The sequence below is a fragment of the Sphingobium naphthae genome (assembly GCF_043589935.1).
GTDB classification, from domain to species: Bacteria; Pseudomonadota; Alphaproteobacteria; order Sphingomonadales; family Sphingomonadaceae; genus Sphingobium; species Sphingobium naphthae_A.
The window spans coordinates 1-22,206 of sequence record NZ_CP171457.1 but is presented as its reverse complement, the minus strand read 5'-3'; the positions used below and the strand labels follow the sequence as shown (position 1 = coordinate 22,206).

At 63.6% G+C, this 22,206-nt stretch carries 13 protein-coding genes and 1 pseudogene; 4 read left to right on the top strand and 10 right to left on the bottom strand.

The features are described 5' to 3' along the window. Positions 1-31: 31 nt before the first annotated feature. Together mobF and ACGGKE_RS18060 are read right to left on the bottom strand one after the other, a co-directional pair. Positions 32-3,103: a MobF family relaxase gene (mobF, locus tag ACGGKE_RS18065; protein ID WP_394443345.1), complete on the bottom strand. Its 3,072-nt coding sequence runs from the start codon at positions 3,101-3,103 to the stop codon at positions 32-34. A gap of 3 nt (positions 3,104-3,106) precedes the next feature. After that, positions 3,107-3,880 (bottom strand): annotated as a pseudogene (locus tag ACGGKE_RS18060) (type IV secretion system DNA-binding domain-containing protein); the annotation flags it as partial. Between the two features lie 65 nt (positions 3,881-3,945). On the opposite strand from ACGGKE_RS18060, the gene ACGGKE_RS18055 reads away from it, so the two are divergent. After that, a protein-coding gene (locus ACGGKE_RS18055; RefSeq protein ID WP_394439797.1) for an IS3 family transposase occupies positions 3,946-5,072 on the top strand; the annotation gives its coding sequence in 2 pieces (ribosomal slippage) (positions 3,946-4,177 and positions 4,177-5,072; 1,128 coding nt in all). A 541-nt stretch (positions 5,073-5,613) separates the two neighbouring features. Here the strand turns inward: ACGGKE_RS18055 and ACGGKE_RS18050 are convergent. The 3 genes from ACGGKE_RS18050 to ACGGKE_RS18040 all read right to left on the bottom strand — a co-directional run bounded on the left by ACGGKE_RS18050 (position 5,614) and on the right by ACGGKE_RS18040 (position 12,188). Continuing rightward, positions 5,614-9,837, bottom strand: coding sequence for a strawberry notch-like NTP hydrolase domain-containing protein (locus ACGGKE_RS18050; protein ID WP_394443344.1), 4,224 nt, complete (start codon positions 9,835-9,837; stop codon positions 5,614-5,616). Between the two features lie 77 nt (positions 9,838-9,914). Further along, complete coding sequence (locus ACGGKE_RS18045; protein ID WP_394443342.1) at positions 9,915-10,769, bottom strand: toprim domain-containing protein; 855 nt, start codon at positions 10,767-10,769, stop codon at positions 9,915-9,917. A 114-nt stretch (positions 10,770-10,883) separates the two neighbouring features. Next, positions 10,884-12,188, bottom strand: a complete 1,305-nt coding sequence (locus tag ACGGKE_RS18040; RefSeq protein ID WP_394443340.1) for a replication protein RepA — start codon at positions 12,186-12,188, stop codon at positions 10,884-10,886. Between the two features lie 548 nt (positions 12,189-12,736). On the opposite strand from ACGGKE_RS18040, the gene ACGGKE_RS18035 reads away from it, so the two are divergent. Further along, a complete protein-coding gene (locus ACGGKE_RS18035) occupies positions 12,737-13,939 on the top strand; it encodes an AAA family ATPase (protein ID WP_394443338.1) in 1,203 nt (400 codons plus the stop codon). Positions 13,940-14,208: 269 nt separating this feature from the next. Then, positions 14,209-15,186: a ParB/RepB/Spo0J family partition protein gene (locus ACGGKE_RS18030; protein ID WP_394443337.1), complete on the top strand. Its 978-nt coding sequence runs from the start codon at positions 14,209-14,211 to the stop codon at positions 15,184-15,186. 57 nt (positions 15,187-15,243) lie between these two features. Here ACGGKE_RS18030 and ACGGKE_RS18025 read toward each other — a convergent pair whose 3' ends face one another. The 3 genes from ACGGKE_RS18025 to ACGGKE_RS18015 form a co-directional block, all read right to left on the bottom strand. Then, positions 15,244-16,161, bottom strand: a complete 918-nt coding sequence (locus ACGGKE_RS18025; protein WP_394443335.1) for a DUF4238 domain-containing protein — start codon at positions 16,159-16,161, stop codon at positions 15,244-15,246. A gap of 8 nt (positions 16,162-16,169) precedes the next feature. Beyond that, positions 16,170-17,296, bottom strand: a protein-coding gene (locus ACGGKE_RS18020) for an IS3 family transposase (protein ID WP_394439797.1) whose coding sequence is annotated in 2 segments (ribosomal slippage) — positions 16,170-17,065 and positions 17,065-17,296 — 1,128 coding nt in all. Because the reading frame shifts where the segments join, the coding sequence is not laid out codon by codon here. A 32-nt stretch (positions 17,297-17,328) separates the two neighbouring features. Next, a complete protein-coding gene (locus ACGGKE_RS18015; RefSeq protein ID WP_394443333.1) occupies positions 17,329-18,285 on the bottom strand; it encodes a hypothetical protein in 957 nt (318 codons plus the stop codon). Positions 18,286-18,447: 162 nt separating this feature from the next. Here ACGGKE_RS18015 and ACGGKE_RS18010 point away from each other — a divergent pair, with 162 nt between their 5' ends. Continuing rightward, complete coding sequence (locus ACGGKE_RS18010; protein ID WP_013039113.1) at positions 18,448-19,686, top strand: site-specific integrase; 1,239 nt, start codon at positions 18,448-18,450, stop codon at positions 19,684-19,686. Positions 19,687-20,000: 314 nt separating this feature from the next. Here the strand turns inward: ACGGKE_RS18010 and ACGGKE_RS18005 are convergent, their stop codons facing one another. Next, positions 20,001-20,879, bottom strand: coding sequence for an AAA family ATPase (locus ACGGKE_RS18005; protein WP_009824028.1), 879 nt, complete (start codon positions 20,877-20,879; stop codon positions 20,001-20,003). Then, positions 20,806-22,206, bottom strand: a complete 1,401-nt coding sequence (locus ACGGKE_RS18000) for a Mu transposase C-terminal domain-containing protein (RefSeq protein WP_394443329.1) — start codon at positions 22,204-22,206, stop codon at positions 20,806-20,808. The genes ACGGKE_RS18005 and ACGGKE_RS18000 overlap by 74 nt, the downstream gene beginning before the upstream one ends.

Here is a 22,206-nt window from a genome sequence, read left to right as displayed (position 1 = left end):
TCCTCAGTTGAGGCGGCCGGCGGCCGCGGCTTCACAGGTCGAGCCCCAGGCTGCGCTCGGGCAGCGGGGGCAGAAGATCGGCTTGCTCGGGCTTGAGGGCTGGAGCGCTCAGATCATCGGGCTTTGCTGCGCCGGCCTTACCCGCGGCAGCCTTGCCCGTGCCGGCCTTGCTCCCATCCTTGCCATCGCCCGAGGGCAGCGGCGGGAGGTCCGAGAGCGGGTCCACCGGCGTGGGCGCGGGGCCGCCCTCGACCGGTCCAGGATCGAACTTGGTAGGATCGGCGGGTCCTTTGGCGCCATCGATATCGAGACGTCCGAGCGTCTCGAGCGCGGAGGTCTTGTCGCCCGGATTGTGGTCGAGCTGGCGCTGCAGCTTCTCCTTGTCGTCGACAACCATGGTGAGGTCGTCGCGCACACGGGTGACGCCGACGTTGAACAGGCGCTGGTTGGAGAGATTGCGCTCATAGCTGTCCATCACCGTGATCGCCTTGTCGGTGGTGATGCCCTGCGCCATGTGCATGTTGAGCGCATAGGCGAGGTCGAGGCGGCTCAGCATCGGGTCGCCGAGATCGAGCACGAGCCGCTCCTTGCCGGCCGTCTCGACGGTCACGCCCTTGGCGTCGATCCCGACGATGCGGGCGAGCGCAGCGTTGGCGAGCCCGCGCGGCTTGTCGTTCGCGGTCCAGCGGACCTGGTCGCCCTCGCGCAGGTGGAGATCCTTCTTCTCGGTGAGTTGGAGCCGGTCGCGCGTTTCGGTGGGCGAGAGCTTCTGCGGATCGAAGCGGATCCTGCGGCGCCCGTTGGCGAGGTCGACCTTGCCGCTCGCATGGACGGCGAGGACGTCGTAACGCCCTGCCCTCAGCCCCACATCATTGGCGCCGCCGCGGCCGACCTCAAGCGTCATGCCGGCGCGGTAGGTCGAAGGATAGCGCAGCTCCTCGCGAGTGGTGTTGATGCGGTCGTAGACGGTGAGATGGATGCCCTCGCCCTTGAGGGACCCCTCGGCGGCGAGGCCCTCCTGGATCCGCTGATTGATCGTCGCGCGCGCGTCGCGCCCGGACGCGAAGACGGCGGTTACCTCGCGCTCGGCGGGATCGAGCCCCAGCCACAGATCCGCGGCATGCTCGGCCGGGCTCGCGGTCTCGACCACCTTGTCGCCCAGCACCTGCATCGCCGCGCTTGCCTTGCCGATATTGGCGAGCGCAGCGACCGTCCGCAGGGTCTCGGTGCGCTGGCGGATATTCTCGTCCATGCGCGCCAGCGTTCCCCCTGCCGCCTGGATCATGGCAAAGGATTTGCCGGCGTCGATGGAGGAGAGCTGCTGGCGGTCGCCGACGAGGACGAGCTTGTCGACCCCGAGCGCCCCGACGATGCTATGGAGCTTCAGCATGTCGGTCGAGGACACCATCGAGGTCTCGTCGACAACGAGCATCGAGCCTGCGAGCGCTGCACGCGCCGCCTCGTATCCGGGTCCCTCGCGCTGGGTGACATGACGCTCGTTGGCCAGGACGAACGAGGCGATCGTCTGTGCCTTGATGCCCGCCCCTTCGGCGAGGTCGGCGACCATCTTGTTCTGGAAGGCGAGACCCGTGATCTGCCGGCCTTCCGCTTCGGCAACGCGCGCGACGGCCTGCAGCATCGTCGACTTGCCGGCGCCGGCGATGCCCTGGATGTTGACTGTCCGGTCCTTGGATGCGAGGATGAGCGTCGCGGCGGCGAGCTGGCCCGTGTTGAGTTCGCGCTGGGCTTCGCCCTGCAGCCGCCCCGGCGCCTGGTCGGCGGCAACGATCGGCGAAGCCGTCCCGCGCCCGGCATCGACGGCTTTGAGGATCGCCTCCTCGGTGCCCAGCGCCTCCCTGGTCGTCACGAAATCGGCCGCCCGCCCCTGCCCCGCGAGCAGCGTCCCGCGCTCGACGAGTTGGCCGATGCGGTGCTCGATCTTCTCGATCGTGACGCCTTTCAATCCGAGGTCGAGCGCGGTCTTGGCGACCCGGTGGACCGGAAAGGCCGCCTCGCGCTCGGCATGGATCCGGATGGCGGAGGCAACCGCGAGCTGGGCGCGCGCGATGGCGGGCGACTGGGTGACGCGCGCGAGGCCGCGATCGACCAGCGGATCGGACGGGCGCAGAAAGCCCTCCAGCTTCTCGCGCGCAGCGCCGACTGCCTCGGTCACTGCCTTAAAGCCGCGCTCAAGCGCGCTGGTAGAGGCGGCATGCTCTGCGCGCGCTATAGCGGTCGCGGCGAGCGCCTTGCCGTCGAACCCGCGCGCCGCGGCGCGCTCGATCCAGTCCTGCCGCAGCGCTTCGCGATCCTCGACATTGAGCTTGGGATCGCGCGAGCGCTTGGTGATTTCGCGCAGGCCCTCGGGCGACTTGATCCCCAGCTGCGTGGCACGCTCGAGAATGTCCTCGCGCCGCTGGCTGAACTCGCCGATGACGGCTTTCGGCACGCCTGAAATCTCGAAAGTGCCGTGCTTGCCGCGCGGCTCGATCTGGTAGCCGAGCTTCTCGAGGCCCTGACGCAGATAGGCATGGTAGATCGAGCCGATGACGGAGTTGCTCTTCCAGATCTTGTCGGCATGGAGCGCCTGCCATTTGCCGTCAGGTAGCCGGGTCAGATTGGCGATGACGGCGTGGATATGCCCCTGGGGATCGAGCGCGCGGCTCGTGTCGTGCTGGAACAGCGCATAGACGAGATTGCCGGTGGCAACCGGCACGGTGCGACCGTCGACGTCCTTGCGGCCTTCGGCGAGGTTCTTCTCGACCCAGGCCATGGTCTTCTGAACCGCCGCCATGTTCGCGGCGAGGACGCGCTTGTCGCCCGCGACATAGGCCATCACCGAGGCGGACTTGGGCATGGAGAAAGTGAGGTCGACGCCTGCGCGCCGGTTCTCGACCTGGGCCACCCCTTCGCCGCTCGGAAGCACGCCGTTGAGCACGCCTTCGAACGCGTCCTTCGCGACTTCGCCCGAGAGTCCGAGCGCGTCCGCCCCCTCCCCGGCCCAGAGGCTGATCTCGGACGATCCTTCGACCGTGTAATAGTCGTCCTTCGCGAAATAGTTCGCGGCGCCCGAGGAGGAGCGGACCGAGGCGACCGAGAGCATCGGTCAGATCCCCATGTCCATGCCGTCATCGCCCCGATCGGGCGCGAAGGATTGGCGCAGTTCGATGAGGGTCTGGTCCTCGACTTGGGGCGCGTTCGGCATGGTCGATCGTGCGTCGCGATCGCGCGCGATTGGCTGCTGCTCTTCGTCCGAGACGCGCGCCGCCTGTGCCTTGTCGGCAGCATGGGCAGGCGCCGCGCTCTCCCCGTGGCGATCCTCTGCTTGGCCCACACGACGCGCCGCTTCGTCATGCTCCTCTTCCGCGCCGGCCGAGAGGATATTGGCGGCCAGCTCCCTGGCGAGATTGGTGGGCTCGGTTACCTCCTCGATGATCTGCAGCGAACCGTCGCGTCCCCCCGCCGCGCCACTCACCTCGCCGCTCTCGTCGCCCCCGAACGCCTCCTCTCCGCGCCTTGACCGGACGGGCTGGATATTGGGCCGGAGGACGAACCCTTCGGCGACCTTGGGACAGTCTTTCCACTCGAGCTGGATGCGCGCGGCGGGAAAACCGTCGGGGAATTTTACGAAGCCGTGCATCGAGGGGAGGTTTGTGATGTCGTCGGCGATGACGAGCGGCTCGACCTGCTTGCGCGGGGTGAGCGTCGAGGCGTCTCGGGTGTTGTTATAGCCGTAGCTGTAGGCCTCATCCATCTGCCGGACCTCGCGGTTGCCGATGTAGCGCGCGCACTGCTCGGCGGTGTCGAGATCGGCGGTCGCGAGGATGAGCTTGGAGCGCGCGAGCGAGGCAAGATTGCGCGCGCCCTGTTCGCCATAGACTGGACTTGTAACGGATTTGTGCCGGTCACCTGAGCGTTTTATGCTCGCAACAGGAGACCGACGAGATGATGAAGCATAGTGAAGATTTTAAGCGAGAGGCGGTTCGGATCGCGCTGACCAGCGGGCTGTCACGGGAGCGGGTTGCCGCGGATTTGGGGGTCGGCAAGTCGACGCTTGGCAAATGGATTGCTCACTATCGCCCGACAGATTTGGTGGCGGAGCCACAGGCCGATCTGGCCCGTGAGAATGAGCGCCTGCGCCTGGAAAACCGTATCCTCAAGGAGGAGAGGGACATTCTAAAAAAAGCAACGCAGTTCTTCGCGAGCCAAAAATCGTGAGGTTTGCGTTCGTTCATGAGCACCGCGATCGCTGGCCGGTTGAAGGCCTATGCCGGGTCTTGCAGGTGTCTACGCGTGGCTATCGGGCATGGGCGTCACGCCCGACCTGCCAGCGCGATCGCACAGATCTGAAGGTGCTGGCGCACATCCGCGAGCAATACACCCTGAGCCGCGGTACTTATGGTCGGCCCCGGATGACGATGGAGCTCAAAGAGGCGGGTCTCGATGTGGGCGAGCGTCGTGTGGGACGGCTCATGAAGATCAATGGGATACGGCCCATTCGCACCCGTCGCCACAAGGTTACCACCGATAGCCAACACCACCTTGGCGTTGCCCCCAATTTGCTGGACGGGGATTTCCTGGCCGCTGCGCCGAACCAGAAATGGGCAGGCGATATCAGCTATATATGGACCACCGAGGGCTGGCTTTATCTGGCTGTCGTCATTGATCTGTTCAGTCGGCGTGTCGTTGGTTGGGCAGTCAGCGACCGGATGAAGAAAGACCTGGCAATCAGGGCGCTGGAAATGGCCATAAACCTGCGTCAACCGCCCAAGGACTGCATTTTCCATTCTGATCGCGGCAGCCAATATTGCTCTTACGACTTCCAGAAAAAACTGCTGGCCCACGGTTTACGGCCCTCGATGTCGGGCAAAGGTAATTGCTACGACAATGCGGCTGTCGAAACCTTCTTCAAAAGCCTGAAGGCCGAGGTGCTCTGGCGCCAAACCTGGCCAACCAGGCGTCAGGCCGAGACCGCCATCTTCCAGTACATCAACGGCTTCTACAACCCACGTAGGCGCCATTCATATCTGGGCGGCATCAGCCCCCTCGCATTCGAGGCCAAGGTGGCATAGTGAGATAGGTGACCGGCGCAAAACCGTTACAAGTCCAGCCCTTGGCCTCGATGCTCGCGGCCATGGGTCCGATCTGGAGCTGCTCGTCCGGCGCTGTGCGAACGTTGATTGGCGAGAGACGCAGCTTGCTGAGTTTGACGGTTTGGATCACGGGGGAAACTCCTCATGGCGTCCGGCAAGTTCCGGACACCATCCCCGACCCCCCTTCCCTCTCTCTGGCTGAGAGCGCTCCGGAGGGTGGACGTCCGCCCCCGCGTGCTCGCTCTCGGTCGCCTCATGCTTCGAGACGTGCGCACAAAAACGAAGGGCCGCCCTTTCGGACGACCCTTCCATTGTCCTGCCTGAACGGGCAGCTCAGCCGAGCCGGACCCCCGAGGCGGAGGTCTTGCTCATGAGAACCGCCGCACGCGGCATGTGACAATGAGACATCTGACCACCTCTTTTCCGTTGTTGAACGATCGCTAAGATCGTGGGCGCGCAACGCGAATTTTCAATTCTGCGAATATTCGGGTTGGCTTATTCAGCATGTGCGATGGCCGCCTCAGGCAGCGGCGCGCAGTATGCGATCGAGCGTGTCGCCGGCCGTTGCCATGGGCAGGAAGACGCGGGTTCGGTACTGGATAACCTCGGTGAAACAACCCAGGGACTTGAGCCATGCAAGTTGCTGCGATGGTGCGCCGACCAGTTCGATCCGCTGGGAGCCGTTCACCAGGGAGCGTTTGATCGTCATCGGGAACGGCCGGGTCAGATCAACGCTGCGTCCCGACGAGGCGGACTTGACGATATCCGTGGGTGGCATGTTCTCGGCACGGTCGATGCTGAGCCTCGTGAAGAGTTGCACGACATGCTCGTCGAAGACGAGCCGTCCGAGCCAGCTGTTGCCCGCCTTGTCCGCGATCCGGTTGACCACGAGATGATCGCTCGGCAGCGCGGACCAGATCGGGAGCAACAAGCCGGTCGCGAGCCGAATGGTCTCGGTGTCGACCTTGTTCGCTGCTACTTCTGCCTCTTCGAGCCACTTTCGACAAAAGGCGTCGCGGTCGATCGTCGTCCAGGCGCTCTCGAACAGCTCCTGCTCCCGCATGTATTCACGCCGTGTCGGCCGCATGAGCTCGAAGCGCGGGATGGGCGTTCCCTCTTTCTCCTCCATGAGGGCGCGGGCACGAGTCTGCAATGCGACCATGCCGGACTTCCCGTTGATCAGGAACTCGGCGGTGGCATCGCTGTCCGCGATATGGAGAATGCGGTCCAGCGCGACCGGCGTCCTGCGATGAGCGATCTCGATCGTGAGCAGGTGTGATGTCGCCCCACTGACCGGATCGGTCCGCAACAGCGTGTCATCCACCAGCGTCGCTGTATCGACGAGGATTGTCTCGACTCCGACGTCGAGACGACCGGCGTCGCGCGCGGCCGAGACACGGGTTTCGACCAAGGAAAGAAACTCATCGAATATCTTGTTCTGAAGGGCGATCGGGAGCGCCAGGATCCGGTTGAGCCAGCGCTGGATGGGCGGAAGCTCGTCCTTCATGACTCCGTCCTTGTCGCAGAGCTCTAGCCCGGTTCGGCGTTCGAACTCGCCATGCGACACGCTGGTCAGCTTGCCGCCGACGAGCAGATGAAACCAGGTGACGAGCGCCGCGCAGGCATATTCGCTCTCCAGATTGTCGGCGGGATCAAAGAGATTTTGCCCGCCGGTCTGGCGCTGGCCGCGGGTGAGAGCGCCCAGGCTGTCGAGGCGGCGCGCGATCGTGCTCGTGAAGCGTAGCTCGCCTTTGCAGTCGGTTGTGACGGGCCGGAACAGCGGCGTGCTCGCCTGATGCGTGCGGTGCGTGCGACCCAGGCCCTGGATGGCTCGGTCGGCGCGCCAGCCGGGCTCCAGCAACAGGTGAACTCTCTGCTCCTGGTTCGGCACATCGCGCGAGGCATGGTATGACCGACCCGTCCCGCCGGCATCGGAGAAGATGAGGATCCGCTTGCGGCCCTGCATGAACGCGGCCGCTTCAGCCTGGCTCGTCCGGGTAGAACGGGTCTCGAGCTTCTGGCGGCCGTCGGCCGTCGAGACGAGCCGCTTGGTTCGCCCCGTGACCTCGGCGACGGTGTCATGGCCGAACTGTTCGAGCAGACCGTCGAGGGCGGAGGTGATTGGGGGCAGAGCGCACAGGTCTTCTATGAGCCGTGAACGTGCGGCTTCGGCCTCCGGGTTGTACACGGGATTCCCAGCTTCGTCTTCCATGGGCACGGAACGCTGCGTGCCGGTATCATCAGTGAAGACACGCATCTGCCGGGTCGGAAAAGCGCGCTCGAGATAGTCGATCACATATTCGCGTGGCGACAGATCGATCTCGAGCTCAGCGCGCTCGTCGGGGCTCAGCGCGTCGAGACGGCGATCCAGGATCGACTCTGCTGTCGTCACAAGCTGCAACACGACGGACTGGCCGTTCGCGAGATGCTGCCGAACCGCCGCGATCACGGTTGGAAGCTTCATGGACAGCAGGACTTGGCCAAAGAAGCGCTGCTTGGTCGATTCGAAGCGCGAGCGGGCTGACGCCTTGGCGCCACTGTTCAGCGTGGCGTTCTCCAGCCCGTCGACGACGCCGGTGAGTTCAAGAGCCCGCTCCATGTTCTGGTGAATGATCGACCAAGCGTCGGCATATGTGTCATAGATTTCGATCTGGGCCGGGGTCAGCTCGTGCCGCAGAATCTCGTACTCGACGCCCGCGAAACTCAACGCTCGCGCCATGTAGAGTCCGGTCGCCTTGAGATCACGAGCAACTAGCTCCATCGCCGCGATGCCGCCCTTGCGGATGCCGCTGATGAATTGCTCGCGATCGGCAAAGGCGGTTTCCGGTCCCCAGAGACCGAGGCGCACCGCATATGCGAGATTGTTGACGTCGGACGCACCGGTCGCCGAGGCATAGAGCACGCGCGCACCGGGAAGCTGGTTCTGGAGGAGCACGCCGCAGATACCCTGCTGCGATCCTTCCTTGGCGCCAAGGGCGCCCTCCCCGCCCGCGACCCCGCCCATTTCATGGGCTTCATCGAACGCCAGCACGCCTTGGAAGTCGGCCCCCGCCCAATCGACGATCTGCTTCAGCCGGCTGTGATCGCCGCGCATCGAGCGGAGCGTCGGGTAGGTGACGAGAAGAACTCCTTGCTCAAGCCCGATCGGCTCGTCGATCTTCCAGTTGGAGATCGGCTGGATGTCGCCGCTGAGGCCGCCAAGCGCAGTCCAATCCCGACGCGCATCTTCGAGCAACGGCGCATTCTTGGTGACCCATATGTTACGACGGCGGCCCTGGAGCCAGTTGTCGAGGATGCAGGCGGCAATCTGGCGTCCCTTGCCTGCACCCGTCCCGTCCCCGAGGAAGAAGCCCTTGCGATAGGCTTCGCCGTCCTCGGCAAGGGTCAAGCCGACGCCTTCCTTGTTCGGCTTGAAGCGGCCGGGGATCGTCTGCGCCCAGGCATGTCCCGCATAGACGACCGTTTCGAGCTGTGAGGCGGAAAGCAGGCGCTCGGCCACGGTGCGCTCGGGGAGCGAGGGGACGTAGTCGGGGACCGGCGCCGGGATTGATCCCATCGCCACGGATTCGACCAGCGCGGTCGGATGCTCGCCGGCGGTGGCGAAGCTGATCCGGCTTGGCCGGTAGGGAAGATAGACGCCGGTCTGCTCGAGGAGCGGTGCGGGTGTCGCGAGCTTCTCATATTCGACGGGGAGCACATCGTTACGAACGGGCGCGTGAAAGGTGCGCGGTTCTGGGCGGCTGCTCTTGACCGCGCGAAAAAGCGAGATGCCGCCCGACCGCTTTGGCGTCGGCACGGGCTCGTCTCGACGGGCCCTCGATCTTTCGGGAACGCGTAGCGCATCGAGAAGCTCGGTCACGGAGGAGCGCTGGATCACGGACGGCGGTGCCTTGCCGGGGACCTTGTCGATCACGAACAGTCGGATGGCGATCGACGTCCCATGCTTCAAATAGCACTTTTCGAGCCGCACCGAGGTCTGGACGGTGACATTGCGCAGCACCGTTTCGTACTGGTCGCGCATCCTGGCGCTGGGCCCGAACCAATCAGGCATGATCGCAACCAGACGTCCCCCCGCCTGCAGCCGGCGAAGCGCAGCCTGTAGATGGCGGACCGCAGCATAGTCGTCGGCGCCGCGCCCGAGGGAGCGCGAGAACGGCGGGTTCATGAGGATGAGCGAGGGTCGCTCAGCAGCAGCCAAGGTCGAGTTGATCGTTGCGCCGTCCTCGCCGGAGATCGTAGCCTCCGGGAAGACGTGGTGCAGCCGCCCGCGGCGGAGGGGATCGAGCTCGTTGAGGTGGAGGGCTTTGTGCGGCCCGATTTGAGCGACAAGCAGTCCGTTGCCGGCGCTCGGCTCTAGGATGACGTCATCGGGCTGGACGTCCGCAAGCAGGACCGCGACGGCGGCGATGTCGACTGGCGTTGAAAATTGCTGCCAGTCGAGTTGCTCCTCGCTGCGCACCGTCTGTGTCGGGAGCCGCTCCGAAAGTGCGACCAAGGCGCTGACTTGAGCAAAGGAATTCAAGCCCTGGCCGTTTGAGCGAAGGTGTAGGGCGAGCGCATGTTCGAGAACCTCGAAGCTCGTGCGCTGAGTCCAGCGGCCGTCGGCATCGAACCCGCCGAAAGCGGTGACCATGATATCATTGATCAGGCGGCGGCTGATAGCGCCGTCCGCTGCGAGGTGCGGAAGGAGCAGACGCGCGGCATGATGGTCGGCGCGATCGGCCGCGTGGAAGAGGTCGGTCATTTTGGGATCTCCTGCGTGGCTGCACCTTCAGCAGCATCACGCTCTCGATCCCCCTCCCCTCTTCCACCCCGGAGCGCCTAGACGCTGATGCCCTGGACGACCGCGTCGAGGACTTTCGCCCAATCTTTGAACTTTGCCCGGGGTGGTGCCCGGCGGATGGTCAGACCCGGCCGTCGGTAATGGTTCTCGGCCTTGTCGGCGGCGCGTCGGCCTTCGGCGTCATTGTCCTGGGCGATGAGCAGCGTATCGATTGCTGACGGGATGATCAGTTGATCGAGACGCCGTGCGCCGAGAGAAGCCCAGCAGGGGATGGCGTTGAGGCGAGCGAACGCATCAGCGGTTTCGAAGCCCTCGGCAATCGCAAGGATGGTGCCCCTCTCCCCGCCCCGCCAGGAGCCGTTCCCAGGCGTGCCGAGCATTACCTTGCGCGTATAGTCGGCGGTCGCTGGGTTGAGAAAAATCCGCTGAATGGCGACCAGTCGACGGGTCTCGCGCACGGCTATCAGCAGGGCCGGCTCGAATACCGTCTTCGGCTTCGGCATGTACGGGCACCGCGGATGAAAGCGCACCTCGCGTGGCGGCGGAAGGAGGTTGCGGCGAGCGAGATAGCGCTCCGCCAGGGTGCCTCGAACATCGACAGCCTGCTCCCAGAGCCGCTCGACATTGGCCGGGCGCTGCGGACCGGTTGCGTCGGGCGCCGAATAATGGCGACCTGGTCGGACTCGGCGGAGTTCCCTCAGGACGTCCTCTCGCGAGCATCCGGCAAAGCACGTGACGAGGATCCCGCGATCACCTTGGCGGATCGATAAGCTTGGATCGCTGTCGCTGTGGGCTGGGCATCTGCACATCGCGACATAGCCGCTCCATATGCCGCCGAGCGCCCCGACGATGTCGACGAGTTCCTGCGTTGGTCTCTGGGCTGTAAGCGGCATGGCTGCACCTCCTGCTTACAAGCCCGGCCCCCCTTCCCTCTCATCCTTCGGTCGGATCCTCTTAGACAGACTCGCCCTGCGCTCGCACTACGCGAACGGCTCGGAGATCATCGGTCAGTCGTCACTCCGATTCGCCCTGCGTTCGGCATAGGCGACAACGAACCGCTCCCAGACACGCAGCCACTCGGCATCCGTTCGCGGACGGCTGAAGTCAGGGCACCCTTTCCGGAATGCAGCCGCCATGTCATCGACCGACCAGGGATGACCCTTCGTGAGCGCAATCTGGCGGAAGACCGCTTCGCGGGTGCCGTAGGAAAGTGAACCTGCCGGGAAGGCGTATGTCGGTTCCGCCTCTTTGACCGGCGAGACAGCCACCTCACGACGCGGTCTGACCGATGATCTCGGTGCCGTTTTTGCAGCGTCGCCGCCGACGAGTCGCAGGTGCGGACCGACCAGTTTGCGCTCGAGCGGCGCAGGTGACGGATGCAGCACGACCTTACGGCCGGAAAGGTCGACATTGGCGTTCGGATAAACCGCCGAGACGATCTGCATGGTCTCGCGCACGGTCTGGCGGAAGCGTTTGCTGTCAGCCTCGTTGCCCAGGTGCTTTGCCAGCTGATCCCAAGAGATGACCTGCCCCTTGTCCGATCCGATTCTGGGAAGCCGGTAGGCGAGATAGGTGTAAAGATCGAGCGCTGTTGGGGTGCCTTTGAGTTCCCGGATGGCGACCTCGTTGAGTGGCACGGCATGCTCAATGAGGTGCGTGTAGAACGCTTCCGACATCCGGATTTCACGCGCAAACGAGCCGTTCTTGTCGAGCGAGCCGGCATATTCGTTCGAGATTTTGACGTCCCGGACGGCGAACGCGTTATCCTCCGTATCGGTGCCATCCCAGCGGATTTGCCACTCGCAGGCGAGGAGGCGATCGACCTGCTCACGCATGAGATTGGCCGTGCCGCGGGGGCCGTAGGAGACCGTCTGATAGCCCAGGCGCCGCATCCACTCGGTGAAGTTGCGACCGAGATAAACGTCCCGCGACTGCTTCATCACGGCCTGTGAAAGAAGGTAGATCAGGGCAACGCGCGGATAGGCGCCATAGGGCACGCCCAGGCTCCGCATGATCGATTTGCCATCGACGTTCTGGAGAACGGGCCGTGGATTGATGGCCAGAGCGTATTTGCCGTCTTCGCGAACGATCGGCTGCGTGTCGTCTTTGGGCCGCTTGGTCGGCAGCGACATCGCGCAGAGCGCGGAGTGGAGGAAGGCGGGGACTGGTTCTTCGTCCTGCACGCGCAGGAATGCGTCCAAGGTGAGCTGGGTGCCGGCGGTGGTGGCGAGCTTGCGGACGCCGTCCTCCCCGCCGGTAAGCATGGCCAGTGCGTATTGGTGCCCTAGCGGCTTATGCTGATCCCCATTCATGGTCTGCCCTTCCCCCCGAATCTGTTGGGGGTTTCGATGGACATGTCTCAACAGGTTTGGAGATCGAAATCAACCCCGTTGGCAGTTTGGGAGGGGAAACTGCCGTTCAAACTTGCAAATCGACCGATGATGTCGGTGCCTTTTTGCCCCTCCCCTGCCCCAACCTTTCTTCAAACCCGAAAAATCAAAACGATTCGCGAATCGGTTTTTTATAGGGTGATTCTAGTAATAGGTATGCGCTCCGAGATCATCGGTCGGGTCGCACCGAGATCATCGCTTGTTCGCACCGACATCATCGGAAAGTACCGAGATCATCGGTGGTTATCCACAGAGCGGCATGTTTTGCGCCAATTAGATGGGTCGACTCGGCACACACCACAAAGGCTCTGAGATCATCGGTCGGGACTGCCGAGCGACGGGGCTGTCATCAGTCGAATCGCAAAGGGCTCGGAGATCATCGGTGATCTTGTAAGTCTGATGGCCATTTTCTTGCTCCAAACTGCCAACACAGCTATTGTGGGGTATCAAACCCACAGAAGCGGATTTAGATGGCTACGGATCCTACCCTCGCTCAGCCGGACGACCTGATCGAAGGCGGCCTCGACGTTCTTCACCGCAAGGCGCTGACCATCCTTAAGCGGATTCGCGACAGCGCCGTCGATCCGGAGACCGGGCGCAAGCATGGACCGACCTTTCCGATCTCGAAGGCGGCCGCGCTTGCTGGTCGGACGGCCTCGGCGGTTCGCGAGGCCGAGCGCGACGGTCGTCTTCCGCCACGTGAAAGAACTGGGTCGGGCCATCGGCTTCAATATACGCTCGAAGAGATCGACCATATGCGCGAGGTGTTCGGAACGCGCCCCTGGCGCGGACCGACCGACACGCCGGCGATCATCTCGGTCTGCAATTTCAAAGGCGGCGTCGGCAAGTCTACGATCGCGCTGCACCTCGCCCAGCATTTTGCGATCAACGGCTATCGCGTTCTCTTCATCGACTGCGACAGCCAGGCTTCTTCGACGATGATGTTCGGCTATCGTCCGGACGTTGATCTCGACGAGGAAGACACGCTCTATGGTCATTTCCATAATCCCGAGTTGCTTGGGGTGCGCAAGATCATCCGCAAGACGCACTTCCACAATCTAGATCTGATCCCGTCGAACCTGCGGCTCTACAATCTGGAATATGAGATCGCTGGCTATATGGCGAAAAATCAGAACATGGAGATCATCGACTTGATCGCCGAAGCGATCGATACGGTGGTCGACGATTATGATGTGGTGATCATGGACCCGCCGCCAGCACTCGGCATGGTGTCGATGGCCGTGCTGCAGGCCGCTAACTGCATGGTCATCCCGGTTCCGCCGAGCTTGGTTGATTTCGCCTCGACCGTCTCGTTCATCGACATGACGCGCACCACAATGAAGCAGCTGGAGATGATCGCGGGGCGGGGGCGGCCGGCCTATAACTTCATCAGGCTTGTCGGCAGCCGGGTCGACGAGAGCAAGTCGATGCACCGGGAGGTGCTATCGATGATGCGGCAGGTATTCGGCGGTTCGATGACCCAGTCGGTGATGGTCACCAGCGCCGAGATTGACAACGCCAGCTCGCGTATGAAGACCGTCTTCGAACTCGACAAGCCGGTCACATCGCACGAAGTTTACAACCGTTGCATGCGTCATCTGAACGAGGTGTGCCGGGACATCGAGCAGGACGTTCTACGGACCTGGGCGAGCAGGGCAGGGGAGCGTGTCTGATGGCGAGTTGCCACGTGGCAACGGGCAGGTTTTGCGAGGTGAAAGCGGCGGAAAATCGGGCGCGTTTTGGGCCTCGCTGCTACCGCTGTTGCCACGTGGCAACTTCTAAACAAATGAAGCAAAATCAATGGATTGAGTCGTTGTGATATGTATCTCCGTCGCGTGAATATCGGGCTGAAAATACGCCGCGAAACGGACGAGTTGCCACGTGGCAACTCCTCCACTTTGAGCGGGCCGAGGGCGGCAATAAACGAAGAAGGAACGGGCCGATGAGCAAGGGCAACAAGGGCTTCGGCTCGATGTTCACAGAGGGTCTCGATGACGAGGAGAACCTCGACAAATCCACTCCTGCCGAAGGCATCATGGCGAGCCGCAGCCAGACGCTCGCGCGGATAGCAACGGGCAAGTCCGTCGCTGATCGGACGGAGTGGGTCGACCCTGCGAAGTGCCGCCCCTGGCGTATGCACAATCGCGATCTCGACCATCTCACGGAAGAGAGCTGCCGTGACCTAATCGACTCGTTCTTGTCCGCTAAGAAGCAGCGGATCCCGGCCATCGTTCGGCGCCTGAAGGACGATCCAGAGTATGACTTCGAGATCATCGCCGGTGTTCGCCGCTGGTGGACGGTGAAATGGCTTCGCGCGCACCATCATCCCGAGTTCGACTATCTGGTGACGATCCAGACCGTGACGGACGAAGAGGCGTTCCGTGTTTCGGACGTCGAGAACCGTTCTCGCAAGGACATCTCCGACTGGGAACGCGCCAAGGAATATACGGTCGCCCTGGCCGAGTTCTACGAGAACTCCCAGTCGCAGATGGCCGAGCATCTGAACCTCTCCAAGTCCTGGCTTAGCCGGCTGCTGGACGTAGCACGCCTGCCGGCCGAGGTTGTCTCAGCCTTCTCCGACACGCACGACATCACCGTCCGCGTCGCGCGAGATATCAAGCCGCTTACTGGCGACGCGAAGGCGCTGGCGAAGATGCGCGACGAGGCCGAGCGGATAGAGGAGGAGCGTACCAAGAGCGGCGTGAGGCTAAGCGGGCCCGAGGTCGCCAAGCGTCTCGTCAAGGCGACTGTCGCCCCCAGCACCAAAGGTGCCGCCGAGAAGGAAATCACCGGCAGGGGTGGCAAGGTGATCCTGCGCTATACGAAGGCGAGGGGAGGGGGGCTTACCATCAAGGTGCCGCCGAAGACGGAAGCCTCCCCGTCCGAACTGCTGAAGGCAATCGAAGGACTGCTGACCTAGTCTAGTGGTTCGTCTCTGCCAGAGGGCAGATCGATCGCGGCTTATATGGCGGGTCTCTTATATTTGTCGGCGATGCCCTGGGGTCACGGAGTGGCGCGTCCGGCCGCCGAAGTGAGCGCTAATAAACGCGGCAGCCTGGGCGCTCGGTGCGCCCACAAAGCTCTGCGCATGGCCGACGGTCGATCGGTTCTGGCGCATGATAAGTTCGCGCTCGGGTAGAGCTGCGATCCGGTCGGCAAGCGAGCGTGATCCGGCTGCAACGAAAAGGGCGTTGGGACCGATCGGCAGGGTCACATAGGACGAGTTGCTGCCGAGCCATGCAAAACTCGCCGGCACGTCGAGCGGCCAGTCGGACACGAAGAACTCTCGCGGATTGGTGGTCCTGATCACCCGCCATTCCATGTTGATGAACGCTCGTCCGCGTTCGGCGTCATCGATGACGGTTCGTAGGATTTCCATCTGGAGCGCGCTCAGCGCCTCAGGCGGAAGAGGGACGTGCTCGCCATCGACAATTGCGCGACCGCTATCCGGGCCGGCGAGCGGACCAACGGCGTCCTTCAAACCGCGCATGTCCAACGGCGTCCGAAACCAGAGCGAGAATACAAAGCGGCCCCAGTCCGTGCATTGCGCATCGCTGAGCGAGCGAACGCCCCCGTCGAGGAGCTGTGCATGAACCTTTGCTGCGGCATCATCCACCACCTGCATGAACAGGGTTTCCATCTGCTGCGCGTGCTCGGGCGGGAAGCCGACGGTTTTATAAAGGTCCCGTTCGAAGCAGACGCTCTTCGGTGAGGCGGGTGCGCTCTCGATCTCGCCGCGCCAGTTGCAGTGGTACCGGAGAAGCACGCCGCCCGTCGTCCATTGTTCGAGCAGGAACTGCGGGATGAAATGATGCCGGGAGGGCGGGTTCTGAGGTTTGGATTGCACGGGCGTCGATCGTTCAGGTTGGACTTGTAACGGTTTTGCGCCGGTCACCTATCTCACTATGCCACCTTGGCCTCGAATGCGAGGGGGCTGATGCCGCCCAGATATGAATGGCGCCTACGTGGGTTGTAGAAGCCGTTGATGTACTGGAAGATGGCGGTCTCGGCCTGACGCCTGGTTGGCCAGGTTTGGCGCCAGAGCACCTCGGCCTTCAGGCTTTTGAAGAAGGTTTCGACAGCCGCATTGTCGTAGCAATTACCTTTGCCCGACATCGAGGGCCGTAAACCGTGGGCCAGCAGTTTTTTCTGGAAGTCGTAAGAGCAATATTGGCTGCCGCGATCAGAATGGAAAATGCAGTCCTTGGGCGGTTGACGCAGGTTTATGGCCATTTCCAGCGCCCTGATTGCCAGGTCTTTCTTCATCCGGTCGCTGACTGCCCAACCAACGACACGCCGACTGAACAGATCAATGACGACAGCCAGATAAAGCCAGCCCTCGGTGGTCCATATATAGCTGATATCGCCTGCCCATTTCTGGTTCGGCGCAGCGGCCAGGAAATCCCCGTCCAGCAAATTGGGGGCAACGCCAAGGTGGTGTTGGCTATCGGTGGTAACCTTGTGGCGACGGGTGCGAATGGGCCGTATCCCATTGATCTTCATGAGCCGTCCCACACGACGCTCGCCCACATCGAGACCCGCCTCTTTGAGCTCCATCGTCATCCGGGGCCGACCATAAGTACCGCGGCTCAGGGTGTATTGCTCGCGGATGTGCGCCAGCACCTTCAGATCTGTGCGATCGCGCTGGCAGGTCGGGCGTGACGCCCATGCCCGATAGCCACGCGTAGACACCTGCAAGACCCGGCATAGGCCTTCAACCGGCCAGCGATCGCGGTGCTCATGAACGAACGCAAACCTCACGATTTTTGGCTCGCGAAGAACTGCGTTGCTTTTTTTAGAATGTCCCTCTCCTCCTTGAGGATACGGTTTTCCAGGCGCAGGCGCTCATTCTCACGGGCCAGATCGGCCTGTGGCTCCGCCACCAAATCTGTCGGGCGATAGTGAGCAATCCATTTGCCAAGCGTCGACTTGCCGACCCCCAAATCCGCGGCAACCCGCTCCCGTGACAGCCCGCTGGTCAGCGCGATCCGAACCGCCTCTCGCTTAAAATCTTCACTATGCTTCATCATCTCGTCGGTCTCCTGTTGCGAGCATAAAACGCTCAGGTGACCGGCACAAATCCGTTACAAGTCCAGGTGTGACTATGGACAGAGGCGAGGAGCTTGCGTGCACCTTGGGGTGTGACCTTCAGCAGGCGCGCCACCGCGGCGGGCTGAAGCCCCGGGTAAGATAACTGAAGCCGAGCGAGCAAGGGAGCCTTGCTCCGCTTCGTGGCCTGAAGATCGGACCGGATGCGCGCCGCCGCGCGCTCGATCGAGTCGAGCTCGCGAAGCCCCGCCTGAGCGGTTCGGCCGATTGCCTGGGCCATCGTCATGGCGAGTTCGGCGGGGGAGGGGGGCAGGTACTTAGGCAGCAGGACAAGAGAGGGGATGACCCGCGTGGTGAAGCCGGCGCGGTAGAGCATCCGTGGCACGGCGACCGCGATCAACCAGTTTCGGTCGCGGCCGCGCGGTGGAAGGTTGAGCTTCCGGCCATCGAGGCTGACCACGTCCCAACCGCTGGTGGTCGCCGGCTCGGTGGATGCGGCCAGCTCGAAGACGCGGTCCGCGACGCCGAGGAGGTCGGTGGTAGGGAAGGGGGCGTTTGCCGCCGCCTGCACTTTCCGCCAAAGTGGACCGAAATGGGCGATGTCCGACGTCGCATAGGTTTCCGCTTCAGCGCGATCGTCCAGGACGGAACGCAGCGCATTCAGTGTCGCGCGGGCGAGTGGGTCGCTGAGGTCCTCATCGCGACTGAGGGCGATGTGGAAGATGGCCGCCACCGAAATCGGATCGTTGAGTCCCTCGGACGAGCGGGGAGGGGGTGTGCGGCCTGCGATCCAGTCCTGCAGGTCTTTCACCGCGATCGGCACGCCGGCGAGGCCGCAAAGTGCGGAGGCTCCTTCAAGACGCGAACGTGCGAGAAAGATGTCCGTGCATGTGCTCCCCTGCAGGCGGCCATCGAGGCGCCCCAGCAGGAGCAAAGGGTCATCGGCGGGAGGGTTTTCGTCGCGGGCCATGGGTGACCGACGATGGCATGCAGAGAAACCAAAGTCAGTAGTTGGTTTCCTCCTTCATACGTTGCTTGGCATGGACCCTTGATAATTGCAGTTATCACATAAGCGGATTTGACCGTTCTTTATAAGGTGGGCTACAAGCGCGGCTGAGGAGCGAGGCGCGTCGTGAGCACCGAAACCGCCCGGGAAGGGCCAGAAATCCCCGTAGCGCCGCCTGAGGCTGTCCTGCCGGCCGTCAGGGCGCCGGCCGACCTTGCGTGGACGATCGTGCAGATGCGCGCCGGCGAGCGCATCACCGTCAACGAGGGCCTGATCGCCGCCTATCAGGCCGCTTCATCGCCCCATAGCATCCGTGCGCTCAAGTCCGACGTCGAGGCGTTCGATGCGTGGTGTAGGCGCAACAACCGGATCGCGCTGCCGGCCACGCCCGAGACCGTGGCCGATTATCTCGACGCGCGGGCCGGGAAGGGGAGCCGGCCGGCCTCGCTATCCCGCTACAAGGCGTCGATCGCCAAGATCCACCAGCTGCTCGAGCTCAAGGATCCGACGCCGGCGCCGCTGGTGAAGCTGCGGCTCCAGACGGTGCGCCGCGAGAAGGGGGCTGCGCAGAAGCAGGCGCGGCCGCTGCGGTTCAAGGGCCCGGTGCGCGACGTCGAGCGCGACAAGGCGCGGGGGCTCAACATCCGCGCGCTGCTCGAGAGTTGTGGCGAGGATCTGCCGGGGCTGCGTGATCGGGCGCTGCTATCGGCCGCTTATGACACCGGGCTGCGCGCCTCCGAACTGGTGGCGGTCGCCATTGAGCATATTGAGGAGGCGATCGATCCCGAAGCGCGGCTGCTGCAGATTCTGCGTCATAAGGGCGATCAAGACGGGGAGGGGGCGACCGCCTACCTCAGCCCGCGCACCGTCGCGGCGATCGCGGCGTGGACCGAAGCGGCGGGGATCACGACAGGGCCGCTGTTCCGGCGGGTGCAGGTGCGGCGCTACAAGGCGCGGGCAGCCGTGCGCGGTCGGCCGATCGACAGCATCTCGGGCCGGGAGACGTGGGATCTGCGCAAGACGCTGTCCAAGCCGGCGGTGAAGGCGCGCGTCGAATATGACATCGGCACCGTGGCGCTGCACCCGGGCTCGATCGGACCAATCTTTCGGTCGATCATCGGCCGCGCGTTCGACCGTGGCGCGCTGCCCGATTTGACGGCGGACGATCTGGCGCGGTTGCTGAAGGGGATCAGTGCGCACTCGACGCGGATCGGGCTCAATCAGGACCTGTTCGCCAGCGGGGAGGATTTGGCCGGCATCATGGACGCGCTGCGGTGGAAGTCGCCGCGGATGCCGCTCGCTTATAATCGCAATCTCGCGGCAGAGCAGGGGGCGGCGGGGCGCCTTATGGCGAAGATTGGCTAGTCATGACGGCCTAAATAGGTCTTTGGATGATGCCGTGCGACCACACGACGGCGGCAGGTAGATCGAGGGATTTGCGCAGCGGCAAGAACCGGAGAAGGGAGGCTGAGCCCCCGGGGTCTTGAGCTACAACGTTAAGCCTAAGAAACGGGCAGGGGCCTGGTAGCGCGTAGTGTATGAGCGAAGCCACCATCGCTCAAACTCATCAGCACAGTCCAATTTCGAAGAGGAAACAAGAAAGTGGTTCCGGAAACGGTATGGATCTTATCCTGTGTAAACGCTCGCGCTAAATGGCGGCGTTCTGATCGCGCTATTTGTCAGTTGCCGGGTCCGATGACGAGGCAATCGCGCGCGGCCTGAACGATGTCAGCGGTGACCTCCTCGACGCGGTTGAGGGTCATGATCCGCCGCATCTGCGCGAACAGGCGCTCCATGAGCCGGAAGTTGCCGCGCGTGATGCGGATCACGGCTGCCTGCGCTTCGATCGCGTCGAGTTGGGCCGGGTCGAAGCTGATCCCGAAATCGCCGGCGTGGGTCGCGAGCAGCAGCCGCATTTCGGTCTCGGTAAGCGGTTTGAACTCGTGGACGAAGCCGATCCGCGAGTAGAGCTGGGCATAGCGGGCGAGGCGCTTCTCCAAGCCCGGCATACCCATCAGGATCAGCCCGAAGCCGTGGCGATCGGCCATGTCGCGGAGATGTTCGAGCGACTTTATGGTCAGGCGGTCGGCCTCGTCGACGATGACGAGGGGGCAGGCGATGCGGGCGGCGTCATGGGTGATTTCGTCCTGCGAGCCGCCCGCGACCGTCAGCCGGGCATAGCCCAGCTTAATGAGGTTGAGGCCCAACACCGCGTCGATCGTCTTGGGCGTGTTGCTGACCGACACGGTGTAGAAGACGGCGCGGCAGCGAGCGACCTTTTCGCCAAGGAGCGCGGCAATGGGACGGAGCGCGGCATATTCCCCCAGGTCGGGGAAGCTGGAAAACTCGCGCGCCGATCGCGTCTTTCCGACGCCCGGCCGGCCATGACACACGCCGATATAGCGGTAGTGCGCGCAGGCTTCGGCAAACTCGACGAACCGGGCATGTTCGCGGGTCGCCAGGAACGGCTGCTCGACCAGGAACTCAATCGTCAGCGGCGTAGAGCCGGAGCCCTCGGTAGGTGGTGGGCCGGGAAGCCGTATCCTCTTGGTCGCCATCGAAGGTCTCCGTGGGGGCAGGCACCTGCTTGTCGCGCTCCTTCGCGCCGCGCCGGGCGCGCTGGATCGCGCGCAACGACGGGTGCCCAGCGTGCTCGGAGCTGAGCGCACGGCAGACGAACCGGCCCTGGTGGTAGACGTGGATCTCGGTCAGGTCGCGGGGGTCATAGACCGCCTCGACCTGCTCGCCGACGAAGGCCGCGAGCGTGGGTTCGACATAGCGCCTGCCCATCAGACGGATGCCGTCGCGCAGCACTTTACGGGGCTTGGGCACGTGCACGAGCAGCATGTCGAGCTGTTCAAGGCTGTCGGGCATTGCGGGCAGGAACCCGCCCTTCTGCCAGCGCGTGATCGGCGGTTCGCCGGTGCTGCCATGCGGGCGACGATGATAGACGCCGCACACGAACGCCTCGAAGCGGGCGCGCAGCTCGTCGAGCGTGAGCACTGGCGCCGACAGCGGCTTGCCCGCGATCAGGTGGCCGGGCAGGTCGGGCAGGAACATGTCGTTGATGGTGCGGAACAGCCGCTCGATCTTGCCGCGCCCGCGAGGACGCCCCGGCAGCGAATGGATGAGGCGGATTTTGAGGGCGATGCACGCCTGCTCGATATGCTCGGAGATGAAATCCGAGCCGTTGTCGACGTAAAGCTGTTCGGGAATGCCGCTGACGATCCATTCGGGATTGGGCTTGCGCCAGATCGCCTGCCGCAAGGCGAGCGCCGTGTTGAGGGCACTGGGGGCATCGAGGCTGAGGAAGTAACCGGCGATGGCTCGGCTGTGATCGTCAACGATGACGGTCAGCCAAGGACGCACCGGGGTTCCGGCATCATCGAGCACGAGAATGTCGAGAACGGTATGATCGGCCTGCCACATCTCGTTCGAGGTCGCGGCTTCGCGCCGATGCACTAGCTCGTGCTGGTCGCGGTAGACGGCCGGATCGGAGGCTGCGGCGATCTGGCTTGCCGGTATCGCCCTGACGACACGCGCGACGGCCGCATAGCTGGGGGTTCGGTGTCCATGCGCGATGGCGAGTTCCTGCACCTTTCGGTGAATGGCGGCGACCGGGGGTCGCGGGCGCTTGGTGGCGAGAGTGCGGGTCAGTTCGACCAGATGTTCCGGCAGGTGCAGCCTGCCCCGATCGTTGCGCGGCAGACGCGCGAGACCGGCAAGTCCTGCGGCACGGTAGCGCCCGAGCCAGCGCTGCAACGTCCGCTCGCTCAGCGTGCCGGTGCGGGCGAGGTCCGCGAGCGGGATGCCATCGGCGAGGTGCGGTTCAAGGACGCGGTAGCGCTCGATCGCCAGCGGCGGGACAAGCGCCGGATGCGTCAC

Excerpts from the sequence above, each read along its gene's own strand:
- ACGGKE_RS18030 (WP_394443337.1), top strand. The coding sequence starts at position 14,209 with ATGAGCAAGGGCAACAAGGGCTTCGGCTCGATGTTCACAGAGGGTCTC.
- ACGGKE_RS18050 (WP_394443344.1), bottom strand. The coding sequence starts at position 9,837 with ATGACCGACCTCTTCCACGCGGCCGATCGCGCCGACCATCATGCCGCG.
- ACGGKE_RS18035 (WP_394443338.1), top strand. The coding sequence starts at position 12,737 with ATGGCTACGGATCCTACCCTCGCTCAGCCGGACGACCTGATCGAAGGC.
- ACGGKE_RS18040 (WP_394443340.1), bottom strand. The coding sequence starts at position 12,188 with ATGAATGGGGATCAGCATAAGCCGCTAGGGCACCAATACGCACTGGCC.
- ACGGKE_RS18015 (WP_394443333.1), bottom strand. The coding sequence starts at position 18,285 with ATGGCCCGCGACGAAAACCCTCCCGCCGATGACCCTTTGCTCCTGCTG.
- ACGGKE_RS18045 (WP_394443342.1), bottom strand. The coding sequence starts at position 10,769 with ATGCCGCTTACAGCCCAGAGACCAACGCAGGAACTCGTCGACATCGTC.
- mobF (WP_394443345.1), bottom strand. The coding sequence starts at position 3,103 with ATGCTCTCGGTCGCCTCGGTCCGCTCCTCCTCGGGCGCCGCGAACTAT.
- ACGGKE_RS18005 (WP_009824028.1), bottom strand. The coding sequence starts at position 20,879 with ATGGCGACCAAGAGGATACGGCTTCCCGGCCCACCACCTACCGAGGGC.